General features: G+C 61.2%; 22 protein-coding genes. 9 read left to right on the top strand and 13 right to left on the bottom strand.

The window, feature by feature from the left end; translation table 11 throughout:
* Nucleotides 1–135: 135 nt before the first annotated feature.
* The 3 genes from JJN09_RS01990 to JJN09_RS01980 are packed head-to-tail and all read left to right on the top strand — an operon-like array spanning nucleotide 136 to nucleotide 2,174.
* Nucleotides 136–444 carry a hypothetical protein gene (locus tag JJN09_RS01990; RefSeq protein ID WP_249485220.1) on the top strand — a complete coding sequence of 103 codons (309 nt, stop codon included), beginning with the start codon at nucleotides 136–138 and terminating at the stop codon, nucleotides 442–444.
* On the top strand, nucleotides 444–1,304 hold the full coding sequence (locus tag JJN09_RS01985; RefSeq protein WP_192559894.1) for a DUF72 domain-containing protein: 861 nt from the start codon (nucleotides 444–446) through the stop codon (nucleotides 1,302–1,304). Before JJN09_RS01990 ends, JJN09_RS01985 begins: the two co-directional genes overlap by 1 nt.
* 33 nt (nucleotides 1,305–1,337) lie before the next feature.
* Complete coding sequence (locus JJN09_RS01980; RefSeq protein WP_249485219.1) at nucleotides 1,338–2,174, top strand: oxaloacetate decarboxylase; 837 nt, start codon at nucleotides 1,338–1,340, stop codon at nucleotides 2,172–2,174.
* A 12-nt stretch (nucleotides 2,175–2,186) separates the two neighbouring features.
* Here the strand turns inward: JJN09_RS01980 and JJN09_RS01975 are convergent, their stop codons facing one another.
* Entirely contained in the window at nucleotides 2,187–2,801 is a 615-nt protein-coding gene (locus JJN09_RS01975; RefSeq protein WP_249485218.1) for an energy transducer TonB, read from the bottom strand.
* A gap of 96 nt (nucleotides 2,802–2,897) precedes the next feature.
* Between JJN09_RS01975 and JJN09_RS01970 the strand changes: the two genes are divergently transcribed.
* Nucleotides 2,898–3,677 (top strand): class I SAM-dependent methyltransferase, encoded by a 780-nt coding sequence (locus JJN09_RS01970; RefSeq protein ID WP_249490880.1) that lies wholly within the window; start codon nucleotides 2,898–2,900, stop codon nucleotides 3,675–3,677.
* A 130-nt stretch (nucleotides 3,678–3,807) separates the two neighbouring features.
* Here JJN09_RS01970 and JJN09_RS01965 read toward each other — a convergent pair whose 3' ends face one another.
* Nucleotides 3,808–4,443: a TetR/AcrR family transcriptional regulator gene (locus JJN09_RS01965; RefSeq protein WP_249485217.1), complete on the bottom strand. Its 636-nt coding sequence runs from the start codon at nucleotides 4,441–4,443 to the stop codon at nucleotides 3,808–3,810.
* Nucleotides 4,444–4,537: 94 nt separating this feature from the next.
* Here JJN09_RS01965 and JJN09_RS01960 point away from each other — a divergent pair, with 94 nt between their 5' ends.
* Both JJN09_RS01960 and JJN09_RS01955 read left to right on the top strand, forming a co-directional pair.
* Nucleotides 4,538–5,638, top strand: coding sequence for an efflux RND transporter periplasmic adaptor subunit (locus JJN09_RS01960; RefSeq protein ID WP_249485216.1), 1,101 nt, complete (start codon nucleotides 4,538–4,540; stop codon nucleotides 5,636–5,638).
* 6 nt (nucleotides 5,639–5,644) lie between these two features.
* The gene (locus JJN09_RS01955; protein ID WP_249485215.1) at nucleotides 5,645–8,713 is read left to right on the top strand and encodes an efflux RND transporter permease subunit; all 3,069 of its coding nucleotides are present in this window, start codon (nucleotides 5,645–5,647) and stop codon (nucleotides 8,711–8,713) included.
* Between the two features lie 694 nt (nucleotides 8,714–9,407).
* Here JJN09_RS01955 and JJN09_RS01950 read toward each other — a convergent pair.
* From JJN09_RS01950 to plsB, 3 genes are read right to left on the bottom strand one after another with little or no spacing between them, the layout of a single operon-like run.
* Nucleotides 9,408–10,097: a DUF4197 domain-containing protein gene (locus JJN09_RS01950; protein WP_249485214.1), complete on the bottom strand. Its 690-nt coding sequence runs from the start codon at nucleotides 10,095–10,097 to the stop codon at nucleotides 9,408–9,410.
* A 38-nt stretch (nucleotides 10,098–10,135) separates the two neighbouring features.
* Nucleotides 10,136–10,534 carry a YbaY family lipoprotein gene (locus JJN09_RS01945; protein WP_127797051.1) on the bottom strand — a complete coding sequence of 133 codons (399 nt, stop codon included), beginning with the start codon at nucleotides 10,532–10,534 and terminating at the stop codon, nucleotides 10,136–10,138.
* A 51-nt stretch (nucleotides 10,535–10,585) separates the two neighbouring features.
* Nucleotides 10,586–13,090, bottom strand: a complete 2,505-nt coding sequence (gene plsB / locus JJN09_RS01940; protein WP_249485213.1) for a glycerol-3-phosphate 1-O-acyltransferase PlsB — start codon at nucleotides 13,088–13,090, stop codon at nucleotides 10,586–10,588.
* Between the two features lie 237 nt (nucleotides 13,091–13,327).
* On the opposite strand from plsB, the gene JJN09_RS01935 reads away from it, so the two are divergent.
* Nucleotides 13,328–13,537 carry a cold shock domain-containing protein gene (locus tag JJN09_RS01935; protein ID WP_007954750.1) on the top strand — a complete coding sequence of 70 codons (210 nt, stop codon included), beginning with the start codon at nucleotides 13,328–13,330 and terminating at the stop codon, nucleotides 13,535–13,537.
* A 137-nt stretch (nucleotides 13,538–13,674) separates the two neighbouring features.
* On the opposite strand, the gene JJN09_RS01930 is transcribed toward JJN09_RS01935, so the two are convergent.
* From JJN09_RS01930 to JJN09_RS01915, 4 genes are all read right to left on the bottom strand, one after another.
* Nucleotides 13,675–14,052, bottom strand: coding sequence for a hypothetical protein (locus tag JJN09_RS01930; protein ID WP_007954752.1), 378 nt, complete (start codon nucleotides 14,050–14,052; stop codon nucleotides 13,675–13,677).
* 76 nt (nucleotides 14,053–14,128) lie between these two features.
* On the bottom strand, nucleotides 14,129–14,938 hold the full coding sequence (locus JJN09_RS01925) for a putative RNA methyltransferase (RefSeq protein WP_249485212.1): 810 nt from the start codon (nucleotides 14,936–14,938) through the stop codon (nucleotides 14,129–14,131).
* Nucleotides 14,938–16,089, bottom strand: coding sequence for a succinyl-diaminopimelate desuccinylase (dapE, locus tag JJN09_RS01920; RefSeq protein ID WP_249485211.1), 1,152 nt, complete (start codon nucleotides 16,087–16,089; stop codon nucleotides 14,938–14,940). The genes JJN09_RS01925 and dapE overlap by 1 nt, the downstream gene beginning before the upstream one ends.
* 212 nt (nucleotides 16,090–16,301) lie before the next feature.
* On the bottom strand, nucleotides 16,302–18,893 hold the full coding sequence (locus JJN09_RS01915) for a glycosyltransferase (protein WP_249485210.1): 2,592 nt from the start codon (nucleotides 18,891–18,893) through the stop codon (nucleotides 16,302–16,304).
* 273 nt (nucleotides 18,894–19,166) lie between these two features.
* On the opposite strand from JJN09_RS01915, the gene tcdA reads away from it, so the two are divergent.
* Complete coding sequence (gene tcdA, locus JJN09_RS01910; protein ID WP_249485209.1) at nucleotides 19,167–19,985, top strand: tRNA cyclic N6-threonylcarbamoyladenosine(37) synthase TcdA; 819 nt, start codon at nucleotides 19,167–19,169, stop codon at nucleotides 19,983–19,985.
* 132 nt (nucleotides 19,986–20,117) lie between these two features.
* On the opposite strand, the gene JJN09_RS01905 is transcribed toward tcdA, so the two are convergent.
* From JJN09_RS01905 to JJN09_RS01890, 4 genes are all read right to left on the bottom strand, one after another.
* Complete coding sequence (locus JJN09_RS01905; protein WP_249485208.1) at nucleotides 20,118–20,522, bottom strand: SufE family protein; 405 nt, start codon at nucleotides 20,520–20,522, stop codon at nucleotides 20,118–20,120.
* A complete protein-coding gene (locus tag JJN09_RS01900) occupies nucleotides 20,519–21,724 on the bottom strand; it encodes an aminotransferase class V-fold PLP-dependent enzyme (RefSeq protein ID WP_249485207.1) in 1,206 nt (401 codons plus the stop codon). Before JJN09_RS01900 ends, JJN09_RS01905 begins: the two co-directional genes overlap by 4 nt.
* A 125-nt stretch (nucleotides 21,725–21,849) precedes the next feature.
* Nucleotides 21,850–22,884, bottom strand: coding sequence for a 2,3,4,5-tetrahydropyridine-2,6-dicarboxylate N-succinyltransferase (dapD, locus tag JJN09_RS01895; protein WP_249485206.1), 1,035 nt, complete (start codon nucleotides 22,882–22,884; stop codon nucleotides 21,850–21,852).
* A 31-nt stretch (nucleotides 22,885–22,915) separates the two neighbouring features.
* A complete protein-coding gene (locus JJN09_RS01890; RefSeq protein WP_003222107.1) occupies nucleotides 22,916–23,278 on the bottom strand; it encodes an ArsC family reductase in 363 nt (120 codons plus the stop codon).
* A 183-nt stretch (nucleotides 23,279–23,461) separates the two neighbouring features.
* Here JJN09_RS01890 and JJN09_RS01885 point away from each other — a divergent pair, with 183 nt between their 5' ends.
* Complete coding sequence (locus tag JJN09_RS01885; RefSeq protein WP_249485205.1) at nucleotides 23,462–25,093, top strand: Na+/H+ antiporter; 1,632 nt, start codon at nucleotides 23,462–23,464, stop codon at nucleotides 25,091–25,093.
* Nucleotides 25,094–25,095: the final 2 nt, after the last annotated feature.

Raw genomic sequence — 25,095 nt, 5'->3', positions numbered from 1 at the left:
AGTTCCTGCCAATCGTCAGTTTCCAACCCCTCGCTTTAAACCTTTTGCGCTTTATGTGTTCTAGTTATCACTCGGCGATTTGCTAAGTCGGTCAGGTGCCGCTAAATTGCCATCATCGATACCGAGCATGACTTTATGCGTATAGACGGCGTTTCCACTCAGTCCTACCCCATCAAGCGCAAGCCTCGCAAAGGCAATCCGGCGCTGGATGAGTCCGTCGACGATATCGACGGCGAGCTGGAATTTCCCACCGAGGCGCAACTGGCTGCCCGTGCTGCCAAAAACGCTGCGCAACGCCTGAGCAATCTGCCCGCCCGCCAACAAGACATGATTTATCACCGTGCGATGAAGAAAAGCGTGGCCATGGCCCTCGCCAGCTACCTGAGCACCGCCGGTTTTGTCGATTGGGACGCAGACGTGCTGGGCCTCGACCTGTACATCTGATGGATCTGCCTTACTACCTCGGCTGCCCGTCCTGGAGTGAAAACGCCTGGCGCGAGTATCTGTATCCGGTGGACGCCAAGACCTCCGATTTCCTCGGTCTCTATTCGCAAGTGTTCAACGCCGTGGAAGGCAACACGACCTTCTACGCCAGCCCATCGCCAGCCACCGTGCAGCGTTGGGCCGAGGTCATGCCCGAGCACTTTCGCTTCACTGCCAAATTCCCCGGCGACATCAGCCACAGCGGTGATCTGCGCGATCAACTGACTGCTGCCGAAACCTTCATCCAGTTACTCAGCCCGCTCGGTGAACGCGTGTCGCCGCTGTGGCTGCAACTGTCGAAGAGCTTCACTCCGCAACGTTTGCCAGAACTCGCAGCCTTCATCGACGCGTTTGATCGACCGCTGGCGGTGGAAGTGCGACACGAACAGTTCTTCGCCAAGGGTGAGAGTGAGCGGTTGCTCAATCGCCTGCTGCTGGATCGCGGCGTGGAGCGCATCTGTCTGGATCCGCGCGCGTTGTTCAGTTGCCTGTCCACCGAGTCTTCGGTGATCCACGCCCAATCAAAAAAGCCCCGGGTGCCAACCCGGCCGGCAGCGTTCACCCAATTCCCGCAGGTGCGCTTCATCGGCCATCCCGAGCTTGAAGCCAACGACCCGTTCCTGGTGCCGTGGGTGGCGAAGATTGCCGAGTGGATCGAAGAGGGCCGCACGCCGTACATCTTCCTGCACACCGCCGATAACCTTCTGGCGGCGAAGCTGGCGCAACGTTTCCATGCACAACTGATGCAACGTTTGCCTGGCCTGCCATCCCTGCCTGAGCTATACAGAGAGCCCGCTGCCGAGCAACTTGGCCTGCTCTGAGGCGGATTCCTTTTTCTGCCAGGGAGCCTGCCGATGGACGCCCAAGACCGCAAAGAACAAGTCCGTAAAGCCGAAGCCTTCAAAGCCCTGCACGAACGTCCCGGGATTTTCGTGATTCCCAATCCGTGGGACGCAGGTTCCGCGAAGATGCTCGCCAGTCTGGGCTATCAGGCACTGGCGACCACCAGCGCCGGTTATGCGTTTTCCCAGGGTAAACCCGATGGCGCCTTGAATCTCGATCAGACGCTGGACAATGTCCGGGCGATTGTCGCGGCCACGGATCTGCCGGTGGCGGTGGATCTGGAAAACGGTTTTGCCGACGCTCCGGCGGAATCGGCGCAAAGTCTGCTCCGCGCAGCCGAAGCGGGCGCAGTGGGTGGCTCGATTGAAGATGCCACTGGCCGTCCGGACGCGCCAATCTACTGTTTCGAACACGCCGTGGCACGGATCGAAGCCGCCGTCGCAGCGGTGCGCACGTTGCCCTTTCCCTTCACCCTGACGGCCCGCGCGGAAAACTACCTGCACGGCAATCCCGATATCAACGACACCATTCGCCGTTTGCAGGCGTTCGCCGAGGCTGGCGTCGACGTGCTCTACGCTCCGGGTTTGAGGACGGCTGAAGAAGTGTTGGCAGTGGTGCGCGCAGTCGCGCCGAAACCGGTCAATGTGTTGATGTCCGGTGGCCTGAAACTGACCGTGCAGCAGTTGGATGAAATGGGTGTGAAGCGGATCAGCACCGGTTCCGCGCTGGCTCTGGCGGCGTTTGGCGAGTTTTTTCGGGCTGCCGAGGAAATCCAGCAATCGGGCACGTTCGGTTTCACCTCGCGATCGATGCCGTACACGAAGGCCAATCAGTTTTTCAAAGGCTGAGGAGGGGCGGGATCAGGCGGCGATGCGCAGGTTCTGCTGAACGATCGGGCGCACCCAGCCGTTATCGAAGTCCAACGCTTTCTGCTGTTCGACGATTTCTTCCGGCGGGAACGGCGGGTAAGGCTGCAGCAGGTCCAAGTCGAACTCGGCAATCGGCAGGTACAGCGGCTTTTTCTGCGGGGCAGGGCCCGGTTCCGGGATCGGCTGGCCGTTGTTGATCACGACTGGACGAACCCAACTGCTTTCGAAATCCTGCTGCTTTTGCTGAGTCTTGATGGCTTCTGACGGGAACGGAGGATACGGCTCGGCCAGTGTCATGTCGATTTCGGCGATCGGCAGAAACAGTGGTTCTGGTGGACGGACCTGGGTTTCCACTACATCGCATTCGCGCTGGTCGATGATGTGGGCGTGCAGTTCGCTGCCGATAGTCGGTTCTTCAGGGCTTTGCAGATCGACCGGTGGGAAAGTGCCACAGGCCGGCACCACATCACTCGATTGTTCGGCCAGTGCCTGGGCAAAGAAATCCTGCCACAGGTGGCTGACGCCGCCCAATGCTTGAGTGTTATGACGGCTGAAATCGCCTGTGGGCGAAATGTAGCCAATCGATGTGGGAAGAATGCCTGACATTTTTTTCGGTTGACGCTCAGCTCTGGCAAAATGCGCGTTGATTGGGTTATCGGCGGTTTTTGCCGATCCTTAACTTTTTTGAGCGTGTTTTCCATGATTGAGCAACCCGCGGCCTGCCGCATCCATGTCGAAGCCCTCGGCCCGACGTTCGAGGCGCAGGCCGAGCAGTGGGCCGAGCGCCTGAATCTGCCGTTGCAGGTGGCCGAAGGCGAGTTCGCCTTGCAGGTCGGCGAGCAGGGTTTGCAGCTGCAACAACTGGGGCCGGATGCGCCGGGGCCGGTGCGGGTGGACTTCGTCGAGGGTGGCGCGGCCCATCGTCGTTTGTATGGCGGTGGCAGCGGGCAGATGATCGCCAAGGCGGTCGGCATCGCCCAGGGCGTACGTCCACGGGTGCTGGATGCGACGGCGGGGCTCGGGAAAGATGCGTTCGTGCTGGCGAGCCTGGGTTGCGAGATGAGCCTGATCGAGCGCCAGCCGCTGATCGGAGCCCTGCTGGAAGATGGTCTGGCGCGTGGAGCGGAGGACTTCGATGTAGCGCCGATCGTGGCGCGGATGAAACTGCTCAAGGGCAACTCCATCGACGTGATGCGTAATTGGGAAGGCGAGCCGCCGCAGGTGATCTACCTCGACCCGATGTTCCCGCACCGTGAGAAAACCGCACTGGTGAAGAAGGAAATGCGCCTGTTCCGCCCGCTGGTGGGCGACGATCCGGATGCACCGGCCTTGCTGGAAGCGGCGTTGGCGCTGGCCACGCACCGGGTGGTGGTCAAGCGCCCGCGCAAGGCCCCGTGCATCGAAGGGCCGAAGCCGAGCCATGCACTGGATGGCAAGTCCAGCCGCTATGACATCTACCCGAAGAAAGCGCTCAAGGCCTGAGCCCGGGTCGCCCCAATAGCTGGCAAGCCAGCTCCCACAGGGACCAAGGTGTGAGCAAAGGTTGTGTGCACACCGCTCACACTTGTGGGAGCTGGCTTGCCAGCGATAGCGTCAGAACAGGCGATGCAAACTAAGGTCGATAGGCCCGCATGAACAGCCCGACCACTTCCTGTACATGGCTTTCCGCCGCCTCGCCGGTCGGCGGCTCACCGCAGCCGTATAGCAACCGGAAATTCCCCGCACCCTTGATCAGGCAAAAGAAGTGCTCGGCGGCGTTGTGCGGGTTGTCGATGCTCAGCACGCCGGTTTCGCGAATCCGCTGCAGCAAGCGCTCCATCCCTTGCACCATGCGTTGAGGACCGGCCTCGAAGAAGATCAGCGACAGCTTTGGATCCTGACTGCCCAGCGCCATGATCAGGCGATGCAGGTTCACCGACTCATCGCTATTGATCAGGTGATGAAAGCCCCTGGCAATGTTCAGCAACACATTTTCCACCGCGATGCCGTCCGGCAATTCGAAGAACAGCGGCGGCAATTGTTCCTCGCATTTGGCCACCACGGCGGCGGAAAACAGCGTTTCTTTATCATTGAAATGGCTATAGACCGTCAGCTTCGACACGCCAGCCTCGGCGGCCACCGCGTCCATGCTGGTGTTCGCGTAGCCGTGACTCAGGAACAGGGTTTTCGCCGCTTCGAGAATCGCCTGGCGTTTGGCCGGATCCTTCGGGCGGCCGGGTCCGTTTGGAACTGCAAGATTGTTCGACATTCTTCGCTTTTAATACTGGACTGGTGAGTTTGCTATTAATAACATACCGGTCAGTATAATTATTCCAAGCCTCCTTAGCGAAAGGTCCTTCACCATGTTCCGCCATGCGTTGTCCTTTGCGGTGCCAGTCAGTCTGGCGTTCTTATTGTCGGCATGTGGCAAGGAAGAGGTGACGCAAGTCAGCGTGCGACCGGCCATGGTGGTGCAGCCGGAGCCTTCGGCGCAGGCGATGGAAAGTTATCCGGGCGAGGTTCGCGCCCGGTATGAACCGGATCTGGCGTTCCGAATCGGCGGCAAAGTCAGCCGACGACTGGTCGAGGAAGGCCAGCGCGTGAAGGCCGATCAACCCTTGGCCGAACTCGATCCGCAGGACGTGCGCCTGCAACTGGAGGCGACCCGCGCCCAGGTCACCGCCGCCGAAGCCAATCTCAATCTGGTGCGCGCCGAGCGTGACCGCTACAAGACCCTGATGGAACGGCAGATGGTCAGCCGCTCGGCGTACGACAATGCCGAAAATCTCTATCGCTCCGGCGAAGCCCGCCTCAAGCAGATCAAAGCCGAATTCAACGTTTCGACCAATCAGGCCAGTTACGCCGTGCTGCGTGCACCTCAGGATGGCGTGGTCGCCAAGCGTTCGGTAGAAGTCGGGCAAGTGGTCGCCGCCGGGCAAACCGTTTTCACCCTTGCTACCGATGGCGAGCGCGAAGTGCTGATCAGCCTGCCGGAGCAGAGCTTCGGCCGGTTCAAGGTTGGCCAGCCCGTCTCTGTGGAGCTGTGGACTCAACAGAACCAGCGCTTCGCCGGGCAGATCCGCGAGCTGTCGCCGGCCGCCGATCCGAAATCCCGTACCTTCGCCGCGCGCATTTCATTCACCGCCGGCAAAGTCCCGGCAGAACTCGGCCAGAGCGCCCGGGTCTTCGTGCAGACCGCCGATGTCATCCCGCTGTCGGTGCCGCTCTCGGCCCTGACCGCCGAAAACGGCGCGACCTATGTCTGGGTCGTCAGCGCCAACAACACCTTGAAAAAGACGCCCGTGCGCATCGGCCCGTTCGGTGAGAAAACCGTGCCGGTGCTCGAAGGCCTCAACGCCAGCGACTGGGTAGTGGCCGCCGGTGTGCATGTGCTGCTGGAAGGCCAGCAGGTGCGTCCCGTGGATCGCTCCAACCGTGTAGTCAATCTGGCGGACAAGGAGTAAGGCCCGATGCGCTTCAACCTTTCCGAATGGGCGCTGCGTAATCGCCAGATCGTACTGTTCCTGATGCTTCTGCTGGCCATCGTCGGCGCCTTGTCTTACACCAAACTCGGACAGAGTGAAGACCCGCCGTTCACTTTCAAGGCCATGGTCATCCAGACCCGCTGGCCAGGCGCCACAGCGCAGGAAGTCTCGCGTCAGGTCACCGAGCGTATCGAAAAGAAACTGATGGAAACCGGCGAGTACGAACGCATTGTTTCGTTCTCCCGCCCCGGTGAGTCTCAGGTCACGTTCATTGCCCGCGACTCGATGCATTCGGTGGAGATCCCGGACCTCTGGTATCAGGTGCGCAAGAAGGTCAGCGATATCCGCCAGACCCTGCCGCCGGGGATTCAGGGGCCATTCTTCAACGATGAATTCGGCACCACGTTCGGCAATATCTATGCGCTGACCGGCGACGGTTTCGACTACGCCGTGCTCAAGGATTACGCCGACCGCATCCAGATCCAGTTGCAACGGGTCAAGGACGTGGGCAAGGTCGATCTGCTCGGGCTGCAGGACGAGAAGATCTGGGTCGAGCTGTCCAACGTCAAGCTCGCCACCCTCGGCCTGCCATTGGCGGCGGTTCAGCAGGCGCTGGAAGAACAAAACGCGGTGTCCACCGCCGGGTTCTTCGAAACCGGCAGCGAGCGATTGCAGCTACGGGTCTCGGGGAATTTTCAGACAGTCGACGAGATCAGGAACTTCCCGATCCGGGTCGGTGATCGTACGTTCCGTATCTCCGATGTCGCTGATGTGCGGCGCGGTTTCAACGATCCTCCGGCGCCGCGCATGCGTTTCATGGGCGAAGACGCGATCGGACTTGCGGTGGCGATGAAGGACGGCGGCGACATTCTGGTGCTGGGCGAGGCGCTGGAAATCGAATTCGCCCGGATCCAGAAAAACCTGCCGGCCGGCATGCAGTTGCGCAAGGTGTCCGATCAACCGGCGGCGGTGAAAAGTGGCGTCGGCGAGTTCGTCCAGGTGCTGGTTGAAGCGCTGGCCATCGTGTTGCTGGTGAGCTTCTTCTCCCTCGGTGTGCGCACCGGCATGGTGGTAGCGCTGACCATTCCGCTGGTGCTGGCGATGACCTTCGCCTGCATGTATTACCTCGGTATCGGCTTGCACAAGATTTCTCTCGGTGCGCTGGTACTGGCGCTGGGCTTGCTGGTGGACGACGCGATCATTGCCGTGGAAATGATGGCGATCAAAATGGAGCAGGGCTTCGACCGGGTCAAAGCCGCCAGTTATGCCTGGACCAGCACCGCATTCCCGATGCTCACCGGTACGTTGATCACCGCCGCAGGCTTCTTGCCGATTGCCACCGCCCAGTCCGGCACCGGTGAATACACCCGCTCGATTTTCCAGGTTGTCACCATTGCGTTGCTCGCTTCGTGGGTGGCGGCGGTGGTGTTTGTGCCGTATCTCGGGGAAAAACTCCTGCCGGATCTGGCGAAAATTCACGCAGCCAAACACGGCACTGGCGATGGTCAACCGGACCCCTATGCCACGCCGTTTTACCAGCGGGTTCGACGTCTGGTGGAGTGGTGCGTGCGTCGACGCAAGACGGTAATCGTGCTGACGGTGGGGCTGTTTGTCGCGTCGGTGATGCTGTTCAAGTACGTCCCGCAGCAGTTCTTCCCGGCCTCCAACCGGCTGGAACTGATGGTTGATCTGAAATTGGCCGAAGGCGCTTCGCTGGCCAACACCACCGCCGAGGTCAAGCGACTGGAGGCGATGCTCAAGGATCACGCCGGCATCGACAATTACGTCGCCTATGTCGGTACCGGGTCGCCGCGTTTCTACCTGCCGCTGGATCAACAACTGCCGGCGGCCAGCTTCGCCCAGTTCGTTGTGTTGGCGAAAACCATCGATGAGCGTGAGACGCTGCGTACGTGGCTGATCGATACCTTGAACGAACAATTCCCGGCCCTGCGCTCGCGGGTCACGCGACTGGAAAACGGCCCGCCGGTCGGCTATCCGGTGCAGTTCCGCGTCACCGGCGAACACATCGAAGAAGTCCGTGCGCTGGCACGCAAGGTCGCGGCCAAGGTTCGCGAGAATCCGCATGTGGTCAACGTGCATCTGGACTGGGAAGAGTCAAGCAAGGTTGTGTACCTGAACATCGATCAGGATCGCGCCCGGGCGCTGGGTGTGAGCACGGCGAATCTGGCGAAATTCCTCCAGAGTTCGCTGACTGGTTCCAGCGTCAGCCAGTACCGCGAAGACAACGAATTGATCGAGATCCTCCTGCGCGGCACGGTACATGAGCGCACCGAGCTGTCGCTGCTGCCGAGTCTCGCGGTGCCGACCGACAACGGCCGCAGCGTTGCGCTGTCGCAGATTGCCACGCTGGAATATGGCTTCGAGGAAGGCATCATCTGGCATCGCAATCGGCTGCCGACCGTGACCGTGCGTGCGGACATCTATGGCAAGGAGCAGCCGGCCTCGCTGGTTAATCAGATCATGCCGACGCTCGATCCGATTCGCGCTGAATTGCCAGACGGCTATCTGCTGGATGTTGGCGGCACTGTTGAGGACTCCGAGCGCGGGCAGACGTCGGTGAATGCCGGTGTGCCGATGTTCATTGTCGTGGTGCTGACGTTGCTGATGGTGCAGCTGCGCAGTTTCTCGCGCACGGCGATGGTGTTTCTGACGGCGCCGCTGGGGTTGATCGGGGTGACGCTGTTTCTGTTGGTGTTCCGCCAGCCGTTCGGGTTTGTGGCGATGCTCGGGACGATTGCGTTGTCGGGGATGATCATGCGCAACTCGGTGATTCTGGTGGATCAGATCGAGCAGGATATTGCGGCGGGGCTCAAGCCCTGGCAGGCGATTATAGAGGCGACGGTGCGGCGGTTCCGGCCGATTGTGTTGACGGCTTTGGCGGCGGTGCTGGCGATGATTCCGTTGTCGCGCAGTGTGTTTTTCGGGCCGATGGCGGTGGCGATCATGGGGGGGTTGATTGTTGCGACTGCTCTGACGCTTTTGTTTTTGCCGGCGTTGTATGCGGCTTGGTTCAGGGTTCGCAAGGAGGCTTGAGGCTGTATGAGCTTGGCGGCCTTTGGGCCGGCCAGGCTCTGGGTGTTCTTTGTGAATATCCGTTTCTTTGGGTGTTGCGGCTGGCGGTTTCGCCCTTACGGCGAGTCCCTTTTGGCAAACGCCCCAAAAGGAACCAAAAGGTCTAGGCCCCGGCGTTCGGCCCCTCGCTTTGGCTCGGTGTTCCTTCGTTCCGGGATTCATCCGGGGGCATCGCCTACGGTTTGCTTCGCTGCACCTCCTCTCGATGTGTTCGACTTCGTCGAACGGCGCTACGCGCCCACCCCCGGATGACTCCCTCCACTCAGCCTGCCGATGGGGCCGGCACGTCAAGAGCGGTACTTGAGCTAACGCTCATCGTGTTGAGTGGTGGAAAGCCAAAGCCAAAGCCAAATCGGGAATGGAGTGGGAGTAGAGCTGTATGTGTTTTAAAACCCGAGTTCACCTCGGTATTTCACGTCGGCGTACCTCTCCCAAACACCTCGGTCAGTTCCCTCTCCCCCCGGGAGAGGGCTAGGGTGAGGGGGCTTCTTGAGTCGTTCAAAAAAGCTCCGGAGCACCAGAAAGCTCTCGAGCGTTTTCTTCAGTTTTGCGATCTCAAGCTAAGCTTTGGATTAGTTCGCTCCACAAATCTGACCCCCATGAAAAAGCCCGCTCAACCTGTAAAGATCAGCGGGCTTTTCATTGCACGAAAGAATTAAAGCGTACCAAACACCTTCTTCGCCAGACTCGTCGCCGCAGCGGCCGGGTTCTTGCGGATGGTTTCTTCCTGTTTGCCGATCATCTCGAACAGACCGTTCAGTGCTTGTTCGGTGACGTAGTTTTCGACGTTGGCGCTTTTCGCATCGACCACGCCCAGCGTCGCAGCCTGGCCGGCGAAGGCGTTGTATTTCTGCGCCACGCCGACTTTGTCGGTCGCCTGTTTGACGATAGGCAGGAATTTGGCACGGATCTGTTCGCGGCTGGACTTGTCCAGGTACTGCGTCGCGGAGTCGTTGCCGCCGCTGAGGATGCCTTTGGCGTCGGCCACGCTCATTTTCTTCACAGCATCGACCAGGATCGGCTGGGCCTGGGTCACGGCGTTTTCCGCCGCCTTGTTCATGGCGGTTTCCAGTTCATCGACCTGGGCCCCCATGCCGAACGCTTTCATCTTGCCGGCGACTTTGCCGAGTTTGCCCGGCAGTTCGATTTTCACATCCGGGTTATTGCTGAAGCCGCCCGGCGTGCCAAGTTGTTTGACGGCCAGTTGTGCGCCCTGGGTCAGAGCGTCCTTGAGGCCGCCGGTGGCGTCGCCTTGCGACAGGTCGCTGAGGGACAGGGCCATAGCGCTGGCGGAGATCATCAAGCCCGCGCACAGGCCGGCGAAGCGTAGGGTAGGGCGGAGCATGAAAGCTTCCTTATTGGAAAAAAAGTGCGGTAAGGGCGTTAACGGGCCGAGTCAACGCGAATCTTCAGCGGCTGCGGATCCTTGCCATCAAGCTGCACGGCATGGTTTTCGGTGGTGATGAACATCAGCTCGCCGTTGACTTCGATCCGTGCGCTGACCGAGTAGCGGTGGCCCGGTTTGACCTGGGCCGGATCGTAGCTCAAGTGGAACGGCAGCGGCACCTGGCCTTTGACCGGGCCCTTCTGTTCGTCGAGGACTACGGCCGGAGCATCGGCCAGCGAAACGTCCTGCAGGCTCACACTCAAGGTCGCGCTTGGTGGCAGAGCGATGCGTTGCAGGTAGAACACTTCGCCGTCGAGGCTGACTTTGCCGGCGGGCGAAGTTGATTGGCAGGCGCTGAGCAATGTGGCAGCAGCCAGCAGGGATAGTTTTTTCATCGGATATCTCCGTATCGACGGCGCCAGAAGAAGCCTGGCGCCTGTAGGAATCTAGTCGCTTTGCACAGGGACGGCGGGCTGATCGGCTGCATCTTCACTGCGATGCAACGCCACCTGACGGATCGACAAGCGAATCTCCGCCGGCAGTACCCGCTTGGCTGCGCCTTCGGCCAGTTCGCCGAGCAGTTCGTGGTAGCTCAACTTGCCGGCTTCGTCGCGACGCAGCACGTCGAGGTCGAGCAGGGTCTGGATGAAGTGGCGGAACAGGCTTTTGTCGAAGAACTCCGGCGCATTCAGGCCATGCAGGATCGACAGGCGCTGGGCCATGACCGTGCACAGGTCTTCCAGTTCTTCGGCGCTGATGGTGTTCTGGCCAGCGTTGAGCAGTAACGACACGGTCATGTAGAAGCGTTGCAACGTCTGGGCGATGCTCTTCGACAGCAGGGTCAGCAGCACGAAATGCCGCGAGCTCGGTGCCGGACGCAGGTACACGTCTTTCTCGAAACGCAGCAAGCCTTGTTCGACGAAGGCTTCCAGCCACTGATCGATCACCGCATCCAGTTCGTCCAGTGTCCAGCGGATGAACAGCTCCGATTGCAGGTACGGATACAGTGCGCGGGTGTAGCGCAGGATCTGTTCGCGGCTCATGCGCGAGGCGCTCTGGAAAAAACTCGCCAGCAGCGCCGGCAACGCGAAGATGTGCAGCACGTTGTTGCGGTAGTAGGTCATCAGGACGGCGTTCTGCTCGTCCAGATAGAGAATCTTGCCGAGTGCATCGTTCTGCTCGGACAACAGGTCCATGTCCTTCACGTGCTCGATCAGCGCACGGCCATCGCCTTCCGGTAACGTGGTGTGCGGCGAGTACGGCACCTTGCGCAGCAGCGCCAGGTACAGATCCAGCACCCGCGCCATGGCCCGATCGTCCAGCGCCAGTCGGGTGGTCGACAGCAGCGCCAGCGCCACCAGGTTGACCGGGTTGATCGCCGCCGCTTCGTTCAGATGCTGCGCGACTTTCTCGCCGAGGCGGTTGGTGGTTTCGTTGAGCCACGCCGGTTTGAACTGCGGGCCGAGTTCCTGCTGGCGCCAGTCTGGCTGTTCGCTGTCGAGGAATTCCGCGAGTTTGATCGGTTCGCCGAAGTTCACCGCCACTTGGCCGAAGCGCTGCTTGAGCGCGCCGATGACTTTGAAAATGTCGAAGATCGATTCTTTCTTCTTGCTCGCGCCACGCAGTTCGCCGAGGTAGGTACGACCTTCAAGTACACGCTCATAACCGATGTACACCGGCACGAACACGATCGGCATCCGCGACGAACGCAGGAAGCTGCGCATGGTGATCGCCAGCATCCCGGTTTTCGGTTGCAGCATGCGCCCGGTACGCGAGCGGCCACCTTCGACGAAGTATTCGACCGGGAAGCCTTTGGTGAACAGGGTGTGCAGGTATTCGTTGAACACCGAGGTGTACAGCGGGTTGCCCTTGAACGTGCGGCGCATGAAGAACGCACCGCCACGACGCAGCAGGCTGCCGATCACCGGCATGTTGAGGTTGATACCGGCGGCGATGTGCGGCGGGGTCAGGCCGTTGCGGAACAGCAAGTACGACAGCAGCAGGTAGTCGATGTGACTGCGGTGGCACGGCACGTAGATCACTTCGTGACCCTGCGCGACCTTCTGCACGCCTTCGATGTGGTTGACCTTGATCCCGTCGTAGATCTTGTTCCAGAACCAGCTCAGCACCACTTCCAGAAAACGGATCGCGGTGTACGTGTAGTCCGAGGCGATCTCGTTGCCGTAGCGCAGGGCCTGGGCCTTGGCTTTTTCCGGGGAGATGTTTTCGCGCTCGGCTTCATCGAGGATCGCTTGCTTGACCAGCGGCTGATTGAGCAGGCCTTTGACCAGGTTGCGGCGGTGGGAAATGTCCGGACCGATCACCGCAGCCTTGAGGTTGCGGAAGTGCACCCGCAGGATTCGCTGGGCCATGCGCACGGTGCGCTCGTGGCCCTTGTTGTGTTCGATCAGTTCGCGCAGATGGATCGGTGCGGAGAATTGCACCCGGGTCTTGCGGCCCAGAATCATGATGCTCAGCAGGCGGCGCAGGCGCCCGGTGACGGCCCAGCTGTCGGCGAACAGCAATTTCCACGGACTGTTTTCGCTGTCCGGTGACTGGCCCCAGAACACGCTGACCGGAATGATCTGCGCGTCTTCGGCGGCGTTCTGGCTCAGGGCGCTGACCAGTCGGGTCAGGGTCGGCGGTGCGCCGCGCTTGTCCTGGCGACCGAGCCAGTCCGGGTCCGGCGTCAGGTAGAAGAACGCCGCCGGCTCCAGCAGATTTCCGACCGACACCGGCAGCACCGGGCGCGGCAGGCCGGCCTTGGTGCACTCGGTGTCGACCACCGCCAGATCAGTCAGCGATGGATTTTGCAGGACGTAGAACACCGGACGACTGCGGTCGAGGTTGAGGGTGAACGACGACTGGTTGATCGTCTCGGAGCGAACCCAGAGATACAACAGTCGGCGCAAGGTGCCAAACACAAGACGGCGGAACGGGGAACGGGTCATACGGCTTCTGCGTGAGTGGATAAACCGAGCGTTTGCTCGGGCGGACGACAGTTTGCCGTATTGGGCGAAAATCGGCAAAAAAGCGGCGAAGTAATCTCCTGTTGAGAGTTTTGTCGCCTGTCATATACTCGGCGCTCTGTCGCCGGGGCCCTTTTATGGACGTCGGACGCAGGCTGACGTTCCGCAAAGGCTTTCCTGCGAAAAGCCTGTTCAATAATAAAAAAGGAGTATGAACAGATGGCAACACGTGAAACCGGCAACGTGAAGTGGTTCAACGACGCCAAGGGCTACGGCTTCATTCAGCGCGAAGACGGGGTGGACGTGTTCGTGCACTACCGCGCGATCCGCGGTGAAGGCCACCGTTCGCTGACCGAGGGTCAGCAGGTTGAATACGCGGTGGTGGAAGGGCAGAAGGGGTTGCAGGCTGAAGACGTGGTCGGGTTGTAAACCGCACTCTTCGGATCCCCAAAAAAACTGTGGGAGCGGGCTTGCCCGCGAAAGCGGTTTGTCAGCCACATCTTTTTTGGATGTGCCGCCGCCTTCGCGGGCAAGCCCCGCTCCCACAGGTTCTGCGTAAAGCTTCGTTACGCAGTTTTCCAGGTGATTTCTTCTTCACCGTCGGCGCTGATACGAATCCAGCGATCCGCCGTTTCCTCACCTTCTTCTTCAACCCACGTCCCCGGCGCGCAGCGCACTTCGACGTTCAGCGCGGCGAACGCGGCGCGGGCGCAGGCGATATCGTCGTCCCATGGCGTCTGGTCGCTTTCCAGGTAGAGGCTGTTCCACTTGCCCACGGCTTTCGGCAGCCAGGTCACCGGGATGTTGCCGGCCTTGCACTTGTAGGTCTGGCCTTTCTGTACCCAGTCGCTGCACGGGCCAAGGGCTGCGCCTAGCCAGGCGGAAATAGCCTTGTGGTCGACGTCGGCGTCTTTCAGGTAAATCTCGATGTCCGGTTGGCGCATGGATATCCTCACTGCGGGTCTGAAAAATCCATTCGCGGATTTAGCCGGCCCCGGGCTACTTGCCCGAGTCCAAAAGTTATTGAAGAACGAAATAATCGTAGCGCATCGACACGGTGGTCACGAACGGCTCGGCCTGTTCGATCACCGCCGCGCGGCGTTCGGCACTGGCGCGCCAGCCGTGAGGCGTCATCGCCAACAGGTTGGCGCGATCCTCGGGCTTGTCCAGTGTCAGCTTGAATTCGAGGGTTTCACTGTGCGCCAGCGCCATGCCTTCCGGCACCAGGGCCAGGTGCTTGTCGTCGGTGTACTCGCGCACTTCGTCGTACAGACTCTCGCGCAGTTCCATCAGATGGCCGCTTGTCGGGCCGACTTTCATCAGGCCGCCGCCAACACTGAGCAGGCGCTTGGCTTCTTCCCAATCCAGTGGACTGAAGACGCTGGCCAGAAACTGGCAACTGCCGGAAGCCAATGGCACACGGGCCATGCTGGCGATCAACCAGGTCAGCGCCGGATTGCGTTTGCAGGCGCGTTTGACCGCTTCCTTCGAGATGTCCAGCGCATAGCCATCGGCGTCCGGCAAGGCCTCGGCGATCTGCGCGGTGTAGTAACCCTCGCCACAACCGATATCGACCCAACGGGCCGGCGCATAACTCGCCGCCAGTTCCGCCAGACGCTTGGCCACCGGTGCATAGTGGCCGGCGTTCAGGAAGTCGCGGCGGGCCTCGACCATTGCCTGATTGTCGCCAGGGTCGCGGCTGTTCTTGTGCTGCACCGGCAGCAGGTTCAGGTAACCCTGACGTGCGCGGTCAAAGCGGTGGCCGGCGGGGCAGACCACGCCGTTGTCCACCGCGTTCAGCGGTTCACTGCAGATCGGGCACGCGAGCATCAGGCGAGCAACTTGATCAGGGTCTGGTAGTAGATCTCGGTCAGCACGTCGAGATCGGCCGCCAGCACGCGCTCGTTGACCTGGTGGATGGTCGCGTTGACCGGGCCCAGTTCAACCACTTGCGTGCCCATGGTCGCGATGAAGCGGCCATCGGAGGTGCCACCGCTGGTGGACGCCTTGGTCTCGCGACCGGTGATCTGCTTGATGCTCGACGACACCGCGTCGAGCAACGCGCCCGGCTCGGTGAGGAACGGCAGACCGGACAGCGCCCAGTCGATGTGCCAGTCCAGACCGTGCTTGTCGAGGATGTCGGCGACGCGCTTTTGCAGGCCTTCAACCGTCGATTCGGTGGAGAAACGGAAGTTGAACAACGCCACCAGATCGCCCGCAATCACGTTGGTCGCGCCGGTGCCGGAGTTGACGTTGGAAATCTGGAAACTGGTCGGTGGGAAGAAATCGTTACCGTGATCCCAATGCTCGGCGGCCAGCTCGGCCAGAGCCGGCGCCGCGAGGTGGATCGGGTTCTTCGCCAGGTGCGGATAGGCCACGTGGCCCTGCACACCGCGTACGGTCAGTTTGGCGCCGAGGGAGCCGCGACGACCGTTCTTCACCACGTCGCCCACCAGCGTGGTGCTCGATGGCTCGCCGACGATGCACCAGTCCAGACGCTCGTTACGTGCCGCCAGACGCTCGACCACAGCCTTGGTGCCGTGATGCGCCGGGCCTTCTTCGTCGCTGGTGATCAGGAACGCGACCTTGCCCTTGTGATCCGGGTAGTCGGCGACGAAGCGCTCGGCCGCCACGGTCATCGAGGCCAGGCTGCCTTTCATGTCCGCCGCGCCACGGCCGCAGAGCATGCCGTGCTCGTCGATCACCGCGTTGAACGGGTCGATCTGCCAAGCCGTCACCGGACCGGTCGGCACCACGTCGGTATGACCGGCGAAGCACAGCACTGGGCCGTCGTGTTTGCCGTGGATCGCCCAGAAGTTATCCACATCTTCGATGCGCATCGGCTCCAGGGTGAAACCGGCATCGCCCAGGCGCTGCATCATCTGCTTCTGGCAATCGGCGTCGACCGGCGTCACGGACGGACGGCGGATCAGGTCGATGGCGAGTTGGAGGGTCGGCGAAAGGTCGGCGTGGGCCGTCATGGAAAACTCCGGATGCTGTAAATGTGGGAGCGAGCTTGCTCGCGATGACGATGTCTTGATCAACATAAGTGTTGAATGTGACGGACTCATCGCGAGCAAGCTCGCTCCCACAGGTCTAGGGACAGGCCATCGGGGCCTTGGCCCTGCAAAATGGCGGTTATCTTAAAGCAAAACGGCGACCATTGGCCGCCGTTTAGTGCATCGCAGAGGATTTAGACAGCCGGTGCCGGTTCAGGCGTCGGCGCCGGTTTCGGCAGCGACGACAGGAACGCCATGATCAGCGCCGCCACGTACGGCAGCGACTGCACCAGCAGCATGGTCACCCAGAAGCGCATGTCGTTGCTCGGCAGGCCCTGCACCAGGAAGATCCCCAGCGCCGCGCCCCACAACAGCAGCATGATGAACAGCTCTTCCCGGGCCTCGGAAATCGCCACCCAGAAGCCATGGTTGTCGGCGTTTTTCGGGGTGCGGAAGAACGGAATGCTGCTGGTGAAGAAGCCGTACAGCACCGCTTTGGCGATGGTGTGCGACAACGCCAGGCCGGCCAGTGCCGCGCAGAACGCATCCTTCAGGTTCACGCCCACGGCGCGACGGTAGAGGAAGATGATTTTGCCGACCTTGAACACGAACAGCGCCAGCGGCGGGATTGCGAAAATCAGCAGCGGTGGATCGACCCGTTGCGGCACGATGATCATCGCCGCCGACCACAACAGCGCGCCGACGGTGAAGAAGATGTTCATGCCGTCCGCCACCCACGGTAGCCAGCCCGCGAGGAAGTGGTAACGCTGGCCGCGAGTCAGCTCGGTGTCCTTGCCGCGCAGCAGGCTGCCGGTATGACGCTTGATGATCTGGATCGCGCCGTAAGCCCAGCGGAAACGCTGCTTCTTGAAGTCGATAAAGGTGTCCGGCATAAGACCCTTGCCGTAACTGTCGTGGTAATACGCCGCCGACAGGCCTTTCTCGAATACCCGCAGACCGAGCTCGGCGTCTTCACAGATGCACCAGTCAGCCCAGCCCAGTTCTTCCAGAACCGAGCGACGGGTCATGGTCATGGTGCCGTGCTGGATGATCGCGTCGCGGTCGTTGCGGGTGACCATGCCGATGTGGAAGAAGCCTTTGTATTCGGCGTAGCAGAGCTTCTTGAAGGTGGTTTCGTTCTGGTCGCGATAATCCTGCGGCGACTGCACCACGGCGATTTTCGGGTCGGCGAAGTGCGGCACCATGTGCTTGAGCCAGTTCGGGTGCACGCAGTAGTCGGAGTCGATCACCGCGATCACTTCGGCGTCCTTGGCGGTGTGCGGGATCAGGTAGTTCAGCGCACCACCCTTGAAACCGGCCAGGGGCGAGACGTGGAAGAACTTGAAGCGCGGGCCGAGGGTTTCGCAGTAGTCGCGCACCGGTTCCCAGACCGCCGGGTCCTTGGTGTTGTTGTCGATGATCAGGACTTCGAAGTCCGGGTAATCGAGGTTGGCCAGGGCGTCGAGGGTCTGTTTGACCATCTCCGGCGGCTCGTTGTAGCAAGGCACGTGGATCGAGACTTTCGGCCGGTAGTCCGAATCGCCGACCACTGGCAGGAATTCACGGCGACGCTTGTGAATCCACACTGCCTCGGCCAGTTCGTGGGCCTCGGTCAGCAACACGATGAACACCCCCAGCGCACCGAGCGCCAGCAGGAAGCCCACCGTCAGGCTGAACCACGTGCTGTATTGCTGGCTGTAGTCGTAACCGATCCACACCAGCACCGAACCGCACAGGAACGCGATAAAGGTCAGGAAGGTACGGCCGCGCTGGCGCAGGGCCGAGCCGTCGATCATCAGCAGGGTCAGCGACAACAGCGCCAGCACCACCGAGCCGATGGCCAGCACGCGCCATTGCGGGATCGCTACCACCGGGCCTTCGAAGTTGAATTTCTGCTGGCGCGCGGCGTTGAACACGCCCCAGTAGGCGCCGACCGAACCTTCGTCGCTGGCCTTCCACGGCTGGTCAAACGCTTCGATCACGAAGTAGTTGAAGCCCTGGCGGTTGAGTTTGTTGACCAGCGTGCGCAGGTAGATCGCCTGATCCGCCGGCGACGCATCGGCGCCACCGCGCATGCGGCCGTTGCTCGGCCAGCCCACTTCGGACAGCAGCAACGGTTTTTTCGGGAACATTTTTTTCAGGTCGCGGGCGCGGTCGAAAACGAACTGCCCGGCCTTGTCCACCGGAATGAATTCCCAGTAAGGCAGAACGTGCGCGGCGATCAGGTCTACGTGCTTGGCCAGCTCCGGGTGCTCTTCCCAGACGTGCCACTGTTCGGAAGTGGTCACCGGCACTTTCACTGCCGCGCGCACGCGGTCGAGCAGCACGCTGAGTTGTTCGGCGGTGATTTCCTTGCGGAAGATCGCTTCGTTACCGACCACCACGCGAACCACGCTGCGTGAGGTGTTGGCCAGTTCGATGGCGCGAGTGATTTCGCGCTCGTTGCGTTCCTGGTCGGGGCTGATCCAGATCCCCAGGGTTACGCGCAGGCCGAACTCTTCAGCCAGTTTCGGAATGTCTTGCAGGGAACCGTCGACCGAGTAGATGCGGATGTTGTCCGTCAGCTTGCTCATGATCTCTAGGTCGCGGCGCATTTCATCGTCGGACGGATACTGATCCTTCTGTGGGAACTGTCCTTGCTGGAACGGTGAATAGGAGAAACCGGAGATCTGCTCCGGCCAGTTCGGCGCGGAGACGGGGCGGTTGATCAGCGCCCAGAAACCGGTGAACAGGGCGGCGATTGCCAGAACCACCACCAGGTTGAGTCCAAATTTACGCGATGACATAGCTGTGTCGGGTTCCAAGGTCTGTGGAACGAAGGGTCGGCTGGTTGACGCCTGAGGGCGCGCATCCTACACCGGCAGTTCGCCGAGTCCTACAACAGACAGGGAAATGCCGGACGTTGGGCAATCCAACCCGACTTAAGTTCTTTCGTTTCAGCATGTAAGACAAATCTTTGTTACGTACCGCTTTAATTAAAGCAGTCAGATTCACCGTTCATAGCGCAAAGATGCTCTTGGCCGCCGACGGCCCTATAATGCGCGCCGGTTTTTGGGGTAATGGTCATGAGTACAGAAGATCCGCGGTTTGCAGGCATCGCCCGTTTGTATGGCGTCGAGGGGATGGAGCGCTTGCGCGCCGCCCACGTGGCGATTGTCGGCGTTGGCGGCGTCGGTTCCTGGGCGGCGGAAGCCATGGCCCGTTGCGGGGTGGGCGAGATTTCGCTGTTCGACCTCGACGATGTCTGCGTCAGCAACGCCAACCGGCAGTTGCATGCGCTGGACAGCACCGTCGGCAAACCCAAGGTCGAGGTGATGGCCGAGCGTCTGCGCGGGATCAACCCGGACTGCAAGGTGCACGCCGTGGCGGATTTCGTCACCCGCGACACCATGGCCGAATACATCACGCCGAATATCGACTGCGTGATCGATTGCATCGATGCGGTCAACGCCAAGGCTGCGCTGATCGCCTGGTGCAAACGCCGCAAGATCCAGATCATCACCACCGGCGGTGCCGGGGGGCAGATTGATCCGACGCTGATTCAGGTGTGCGATCTCAACCGCACCTTCAACGATCCACTGGCCTCGAAAGTGCGTTCCACGCTGCGCCGGGACTATGGTTTCTCACGCACCGTAACTCGTCATTACAGCGTGCCGTGTGTGTTCTCCACCGAACAGCTGCGCTATCCGAAGCCGGACGGCAGCATTTGCCTGCAGAAGAGTTTTGTCGGCGACGGCGTGAAGCTGGACTGCGCCGGTGGGTTTGGCGCGGTGATGATGGTGACAGCGACGTTCGGCATGGTCGCGGCGACCAAAGCGGTGGACAAGATTGTGGCGGGCGTTCGGCGCCCGGCGGATCGGATCAAGCCTCAGGCTTAATTGTTGAGGCTGATGGCCTCATCGCTGGCAAGCCAGCTCCCACAAGGTTCTATGCTGTTCACAAATCAAGTGAACACACTGAAATACCTGTGGGAGCTGCGGTGCGACGATTCGACTTGCCAGCGATCGCGGTTAACCGGCCAGCACATTCATCCGCTGCAGCACGGCATTCAAGCCATTGCTGCGCGAAGGCGACAACTGCCGCGACAGCCCAAGTTGATTGAACCAGTCCGGCAGATCGACCTGCTGCAACTCGTCGGCGGTCAAACCGTTGACCCGCAACAACAGCAACGCCACCAACCCGCGAATCATCCGTGCATCGCTGCTCGCTGCGAATTGCCAGTGGCCGTCGCGCAATTCGCCGATCAGCCACACCTGACTTTCGCAGCCATGCACCCGGTTGGCGTCGCACTTGTCCGCGTCGCTCAACGGCGGCAGGCGATCACCGAACTGCATCAGCAGCCGCGCTCGCTGTTCCCAACCGGCGGCGCTCTGAAACGTTTGCAGCGCTTCGGCGGCCTCGACCGGCACGCTCATCGCAACAACTCCAGCGCCTGATCCAGCGCTTCAAAGAACCGCTCCAGATCCTCGGAATCGTTGTACAGCGCCAGCGACACGCGAATCGCCCCGGCTAGCTCGAAGCGCTTGAGCAACGGCATCGCGCAGTGGTGCCCGGCGCGTACGGCGATGCCCTGTTCGGTCAGCAAGTGCGCCAGATCGGCGTTGTGCACGCCTTCCACGACAAAACTCGCCAGCGCCAATTGCGGCTTGCCCAGCAGACGGATGCCATTGCGGGCGGCAAGGCCACGCAACAGGTAAGCGTGCAGCGCGGCTTCGTGGGCGGATACGGCGTCCAGATCCAGACCGGCGAGGTAGTCGAGGGTCGCGCCGAGGCCGATCACGCTGGCAATCGGCGGCGTTCCCGCCTCGAAGCCTAGCGGGGCAGGGCGGAAGCGCGCGTCGTGGTAATTGGCTTCCAGCACCATCTCGCCACCGAACTGCCATGGGCGCAGTTGCTCGAGTGCTTCGTTGCGTCCGAACAGCACGCCGAGGCCATCGGGGCCGTACAGCTTGTGGCTGGAAAACACATAAAAGTCGCAACTCAACGCCTGCACGTCATGCCGGCCGTGAACCACGCCTTGTGCGCCATCAACCACCGTCAGCGCGTTTTGCGCTTTCGCCATCGCCAGCAATGCCGGCAACGGTTGCCACGCACCGAGCACGTTGGACAACTGACTGACCGCCAGCAAGCGGGTGCGCGGGCCGATCAGGTGCACGGCGGCGGTGAGGTCGATCACGCCGTCATCGTCCAGCGGCAGGATCACCAGTTTCAGGTCACGACGTTGTGCCAGTTGCTGCCACGGCAGCAGATTGGCGTGATGCTCCAGGGCGCTGATGACAATTTCATCGCCCGGATGGAAAAGATGTTCCAGGCCGTAAGCCAGGAGATTCAGCGCACTGGTGGCGCCGTGGGTGAAGATGATCTGCCCGCTGTCACCGGCATTCAGCCACTGGGCAACCTTCAGGCGACTGTCCTCGAACGCCTGCGTGGCGTGGGCTCCGGGCAGATGCTGCGCACGGTGCACGTTGGCCGCGCCATTGGCGTAGTAATGCGCCAGCGCGTCGAGCAGGGCCTGGGGTTTTTGCGTGGTGGCGGCGTTGTCCAGATAAGTCTGGTCTTGCCGTTGCAGGGCGGCGATGGCCGGAAAATCGGCACGCCAGGGGGAGGGAATCATCACGGTTTCAAGCCCCGGTGAAGATGGGCGGGTTAACGCCGAACCCTGTGGGAGCGGGCTTGCCCGCGATGGCGATCTTTCGAACGCCATCGCAAACAGGCCGGCTCCCTCAGGTGAGCTTCTGGCGCTTAGTTGTGAGCGTGCAGCGCTTCGTTCAGTTCGATCGCCGACTTGTGGGTCTTGCATTCCACGGCACCGGTTTCCGAATTGCGACGGAACAGCAGGTCGGTCTGACCGGCCAGTTCACGGGCCTTGACCACTTTGACCAGGTTGTTGTGCTCGTCCAGCAGCGCCACCTTGGTGCCGGCGGTCACATACAGGCCCGACTCGACGGTGTTGCGGTCGCCCAACGGGATACCGATACCGGCGTTCGCGCCGATCAGGCAGCCTTCGCCGACCTTGATCACGATGTTGCCGCCGCCCGACAGGGTGCCCATGGTCGAGCAGCCGCCGCCCAGATCAGAACCCTTGCCGACGAATACGCCAGCGGAGACGCGGCCTTCGATCATGCCCGGGCCTTCGGTGCCGGCGTTGAAGTTGATGAAACCTTCGTGCATCACGGTGGTGCCTTCGCCCACGTAAGCGCCCAGACGCAGACGCGCGGCGTCAGCGATACGCACGCCGGCCGGAACCACGTAGTCGGTCATTTTCGGGAACTTGTCCACCGAGAACACTTCCAGCAGTTCGCCACGCAGACGGGCTTCGAGTTGCAACTCGGCCAGTTCGCTCAGGTCGATCGCGCCCTGGCTGGACCAGGCTACGTTTGGCAGCAGCGGGAAGATCCCGGCCAGGCTCACGCCGTGCGGCTTGACCAGACGATGGGACAGCAGGTGCAGTTTGAGGTAGGCCTCTGGCGTGGAAGTCAGTTGCGCGTCTTCGGCCAGCAGAGTGGCGACCAGCGGCTTGTGGCTTTCGGCCAGGCGGGTCAGCAGCTTGCCTTGTACCGCGTCGATGCCTTTCACGGCTTCAGCCAGTTGGGCGGCTTGTGCGGTGGTGAAGGTGATGGCCTGGTTGCCTTCGGTGTAGCCGAGGATCGGTGCAACAGCGGCGACCAGTTCGGCCGAAGGATTGAGCAGCGGCTGCGCGTAGAACACTTCCAGCCACGCGCCTTGACGGTTCTGGGTGCCGACACCGAAGGCAATACTGAACAGGGAGTTGGACATGTGAATACCTCTACAAAAAGTGACGGGCTGCTTACTTGAGGGCGGCCGCGTAGATATCTGGCTTGAAGCCAATCAGGGTTCGGTCACCGAGATCGAGCACCGGGCGCTTGATCATCGAGGGTTGAGCGAGCATCAGTTCGATGGCTTTCGACTGGTCGAGATCGGCTTTGCGTTCGTCGTCGAGTTTGCGAAAGGTCGTGCCTGCGCGGTTCAACACCGTTTGCCAGCCGTGTTCGTCACACCATTGGGTCAGGTGTTCACGGTCGATGCCGGCGGTTTTGTAATCGTGGAAGTCGTAGCTGACAGCGTGTTCATCGAGCCAGGTGCGAGCCTTTTTCATGGTGTCGCAGGCTTTGATGCCGAAAAGGTGCAACGTTTTGCTTGAAACGGTCAAGGAATCGCCCCCTTTACAGGTGCTGGAGAAAAATGGTGTCGGATTATGCCATGACCAAACTGTTTCGCGGCGGCCGAGGTTGATTTCCCGGACGGGGGCTGCGACATAGGTGCAACGGTCAGCCACAGCCTAAGCGGCTAATATGGCAGTTCAACGCTGTCGATTGTCTGAGATTTCCGCTTTATGCAAACCGCTTATACCGTCCTGATCCTGCTGATGCTGGTCAGCGTTTCGCGGCTGGTCGGACGGGTCATCCCGTTGCCGCTGCCGCTGGTACAGATCGCCGCCGGGGCCTTGCTGGCCTGGCCAACCCTCGGCCTGCACGTGGCTCTGGATCCCGAGCTGTTCCTGTTTCTGTTCCTGCCGCCGCTGCTGTTTTCCGATGGCTGGCGCATGCCCAAGCGTGAATTGTGGCGTTTGCGGGGGCCGGTGCTGACGCTGGCGGTCGGGTTGGTGCTGTTTACCGTGGTCGGTGCCGGCTACTTCATTCACTGGCTGCTGCCGACGATTCCATTGCCGGTAGCTTTTGCGTTGGCGGCGGTGCTGTCGCCGACGGATGCCGTGGCGGTGTCGGCGATTTCGCAGAACCGCTTGCCCACGCCATTGATGCACATGTTGCAAGGCGAAGCGTTGATGAACGATGCCTCGGGCCTGGTGACGTTCAAATTCGCCCTGGTTGCAGCGGTCACCGGTGCGTTTTCTTTGGCCAACGCCAGTCTGACCTTCGTGTTGGTCGCAGTCGGCGGGTTGGCGGTCGGGGTGGCGCTGAGTTGGCTGGTCGGCCGATTGCGCGCCTGGATGATCGCCCGGGGCTGGGACGATCCGGCGACGCACGTGGTGTTCATGTTGCTGCTGCCGTTTGCCGCTTACGTGTTGGCCGAACGGCTCGGCGCGTCGGGCATTCTGTCGGCAGTGGCGGCGGGGATGATGCAGAGCTGGCTCGACCTGTTGCCGCGCCAGACCAGCACCCGATTGCTCAACCGCAGCGTCTGGTCGTTGCTGGAGTTCGCCTTCAACGGCTTGATCTTCCTGCTGCTTGGCTTGCAATTGCCGGACATCATCAAGGCTGTGGCCAGCCACGAAACGTCATTGTGGCCGACCCTTTTCTATCGCTGTCTCGACGTGGTGGCGATTTTCCTGGCGCTGGTGCTGTTGCGTTTCATCTGGGTGCAAAGCATCTGGCGTCTGTCGGTGCTGCTGCGTCGATTGCGCGGCAAGGGTGAATTGACACAAGTGCCGACGGCTCGTTCCTGCTGGCTGCTGACCGTCGGCGGTGTGCGTGGTGCGGTGACGCTGGCGGGCGTGATGTCGGTGCCGATGCTGATGGGCAGCGAGGCCTTTCCCGAGCGTGACTTGCTGATTTTCATCGCCGCCGGGGTGATCCTGATGTCGCTGGTGGTGGCCTGCATCGCCTTGCCGTTGCTGCTGCGCGGGATCCAGAAAAGCCCCGACGACAAGCGCCGCCAGGAAGTCCGTGATGCCTGGCGCAAGACCGCCGAAGCGGCGATCCATGCGCTGGAAGTCGAGGAGGTCAATCCGCAGGATGCTGCCCAAGCGGCGCTGTCGGCGGAGCTCAAGGCGCGGATCATGTCCGAGTATCGCCATCAACTGGAGGTGTTCAACGATTCGGCGGAGGCCCAGGCGCTGGCGTTCCAGATGGATCTGCTTGAACGCCGTTTGCGTCTCAAGGCGCTGCGTGCGCAACGCCTTGAGTTGTACAGCCTCAGCCGTCAGCACCAGATTGGCGATGACGTGCTGCGTGAAGTGTTGGGCGAGCTGGATTTGAGTGAGGCGAATCTGGGGCAGGTCAAGTAATC

This window comes from Pseudomonas sp. HS6 (assembly GCF_023375815.1).
GTDB lineage: Bacteria > Pseudomonadota > Gammaproteobacteria > Pseudomonadales > Pseudomonadaceae > Aquipseudomonas.
This window is presented reverse-complemented; position numbering and strand designations above follow the sequence as displayed.

Coding starts and splice junctions, on each gene's coding strand:
- JJN09_RS01885 (WP_249485205.1), top strand. CDS start 23,462: ATGCAAACCGCTTATACCGTCCTGATCCTGCTGATGCTGGTCAGCGTT.
- JJN09_RS01955 (WP_249485215.1), top strand. CDS start 5,645: ATGCGCTTCAACCTTTCCGAATGGGCGCTGCGTAATCGCCAGATCGTA.
- JJN09_RS01925 (WP_249485212.1), bottom strand. CDS start 14,938: ATGCTCGCGTGCCCGATCTGCAGTGAACCGCTGAACGCGGTGGACAAC.
- JJN09_RS01930 (WP_007954752.1), bottom strand. CDS start 14,052: ATGCGCCAACCGGACATCGAGATTTACCTGAAAGACGCCGACGTCGAC.
- dapE (WP_249485211.1), bottom strand. CDS start 16,089: ATGACGGCCCACGCCGACCTTTCGCCGACCCTCCAACTCGCCATCGAC.
- JJN09_RS01965 (WP_249485217.1), bottom strand. CDS start 4,443: ATGTCGAACAATCTTGCAGTTCCAAACGGACCCGGCCGCCCGAAGGAT.
- JJN09_RS01990 (WP_249485220.1), top strand. CDS start 136: ATGCGTATAGACGGCGTTTCCACTCAGTCCTACCCCATCAAGCGCAAG.
- JJN09_RS01945 (WP_127797051.1), bottom strand. CDS start 10,534: ATGAAAAAACTATCCCTGCTGGCTGCTGCCACATTGCTCAGCGCCTGC.
- JJN09_RS01915 (WP_249485210.1), bottom strand. CDS start 18,893: ATGTCATCGCGTAAATTTGGACTCAACCTGGTGGTGGTTCTGGCAATC.
- JJN09_RS01980 (WP_249485219.1), top strand. CDS start 1,338: ATGGACGCCCAAGACCGCAAAGAACAAGTCCGTAAAGCCGAAGCCTTC.
- JJN09_RS01905 (WP_249485208.1), bottom strand. CDS start 20,522: ATGAGCGTGCCGGTCGAGGCCGCCGAAGCGCTGCAAACGTTTCAGAGC.
- JJN09_RS01960 (WP_249485216.1), top strand. CDS start 4,538: ATGTTCCGCCATGCGTTGTCCTTTGCGGTGCCAGTCAGTCTGGCGTTC.
- plsB (WP_249485213.1), bottom strand. CDS start 13,090: ATGACCCGTTCCCCGTTCCGCCGTCTTGTGTTTGGCACCTTGCGCCGA.
- JJN09_RS01975 (WP_249485218.1), bottom strand. CDS start 2,801: ATGTCAGGCATTCTTCCCACATCGATTGGCTACATTTCGCCCACAGGC.
- JJN09_RS01950 (WP_249485214.1), bottom strand. CDS start 10,097: ATGCTCCGCCCTACCCTACGCTTCGCCGGCCTGTGCGCGGGCTTGATG.
- tcdA (WP_249485209.1), top strand. CDS start 19,167: ATGGTCATGAGTACAGAAGATCCGCGGTTTGCAGGCATCGCCCGTTTG.
- JJN09_RS01985 (WP_192559894.1), top strand. CDS start 444: ATGGATCTGCCTTACTACCTCGGCTGCCCGTCCTGGAGTGAAAACGCC.
- JJN09_RS01935 (WP_007954750.1), top strand. CDS start 13,328: ATGGCAACACGTGAAACCGGCAACGTGAAGTGGTTCAACGACGCCAAG.
- dapD (WP_249485206.1), bottom strand. CDS start 22,884: ATGTCCAACTCCCTGTTCAGTATTGCCTTCGGTGTCGGCACCCAGAAC.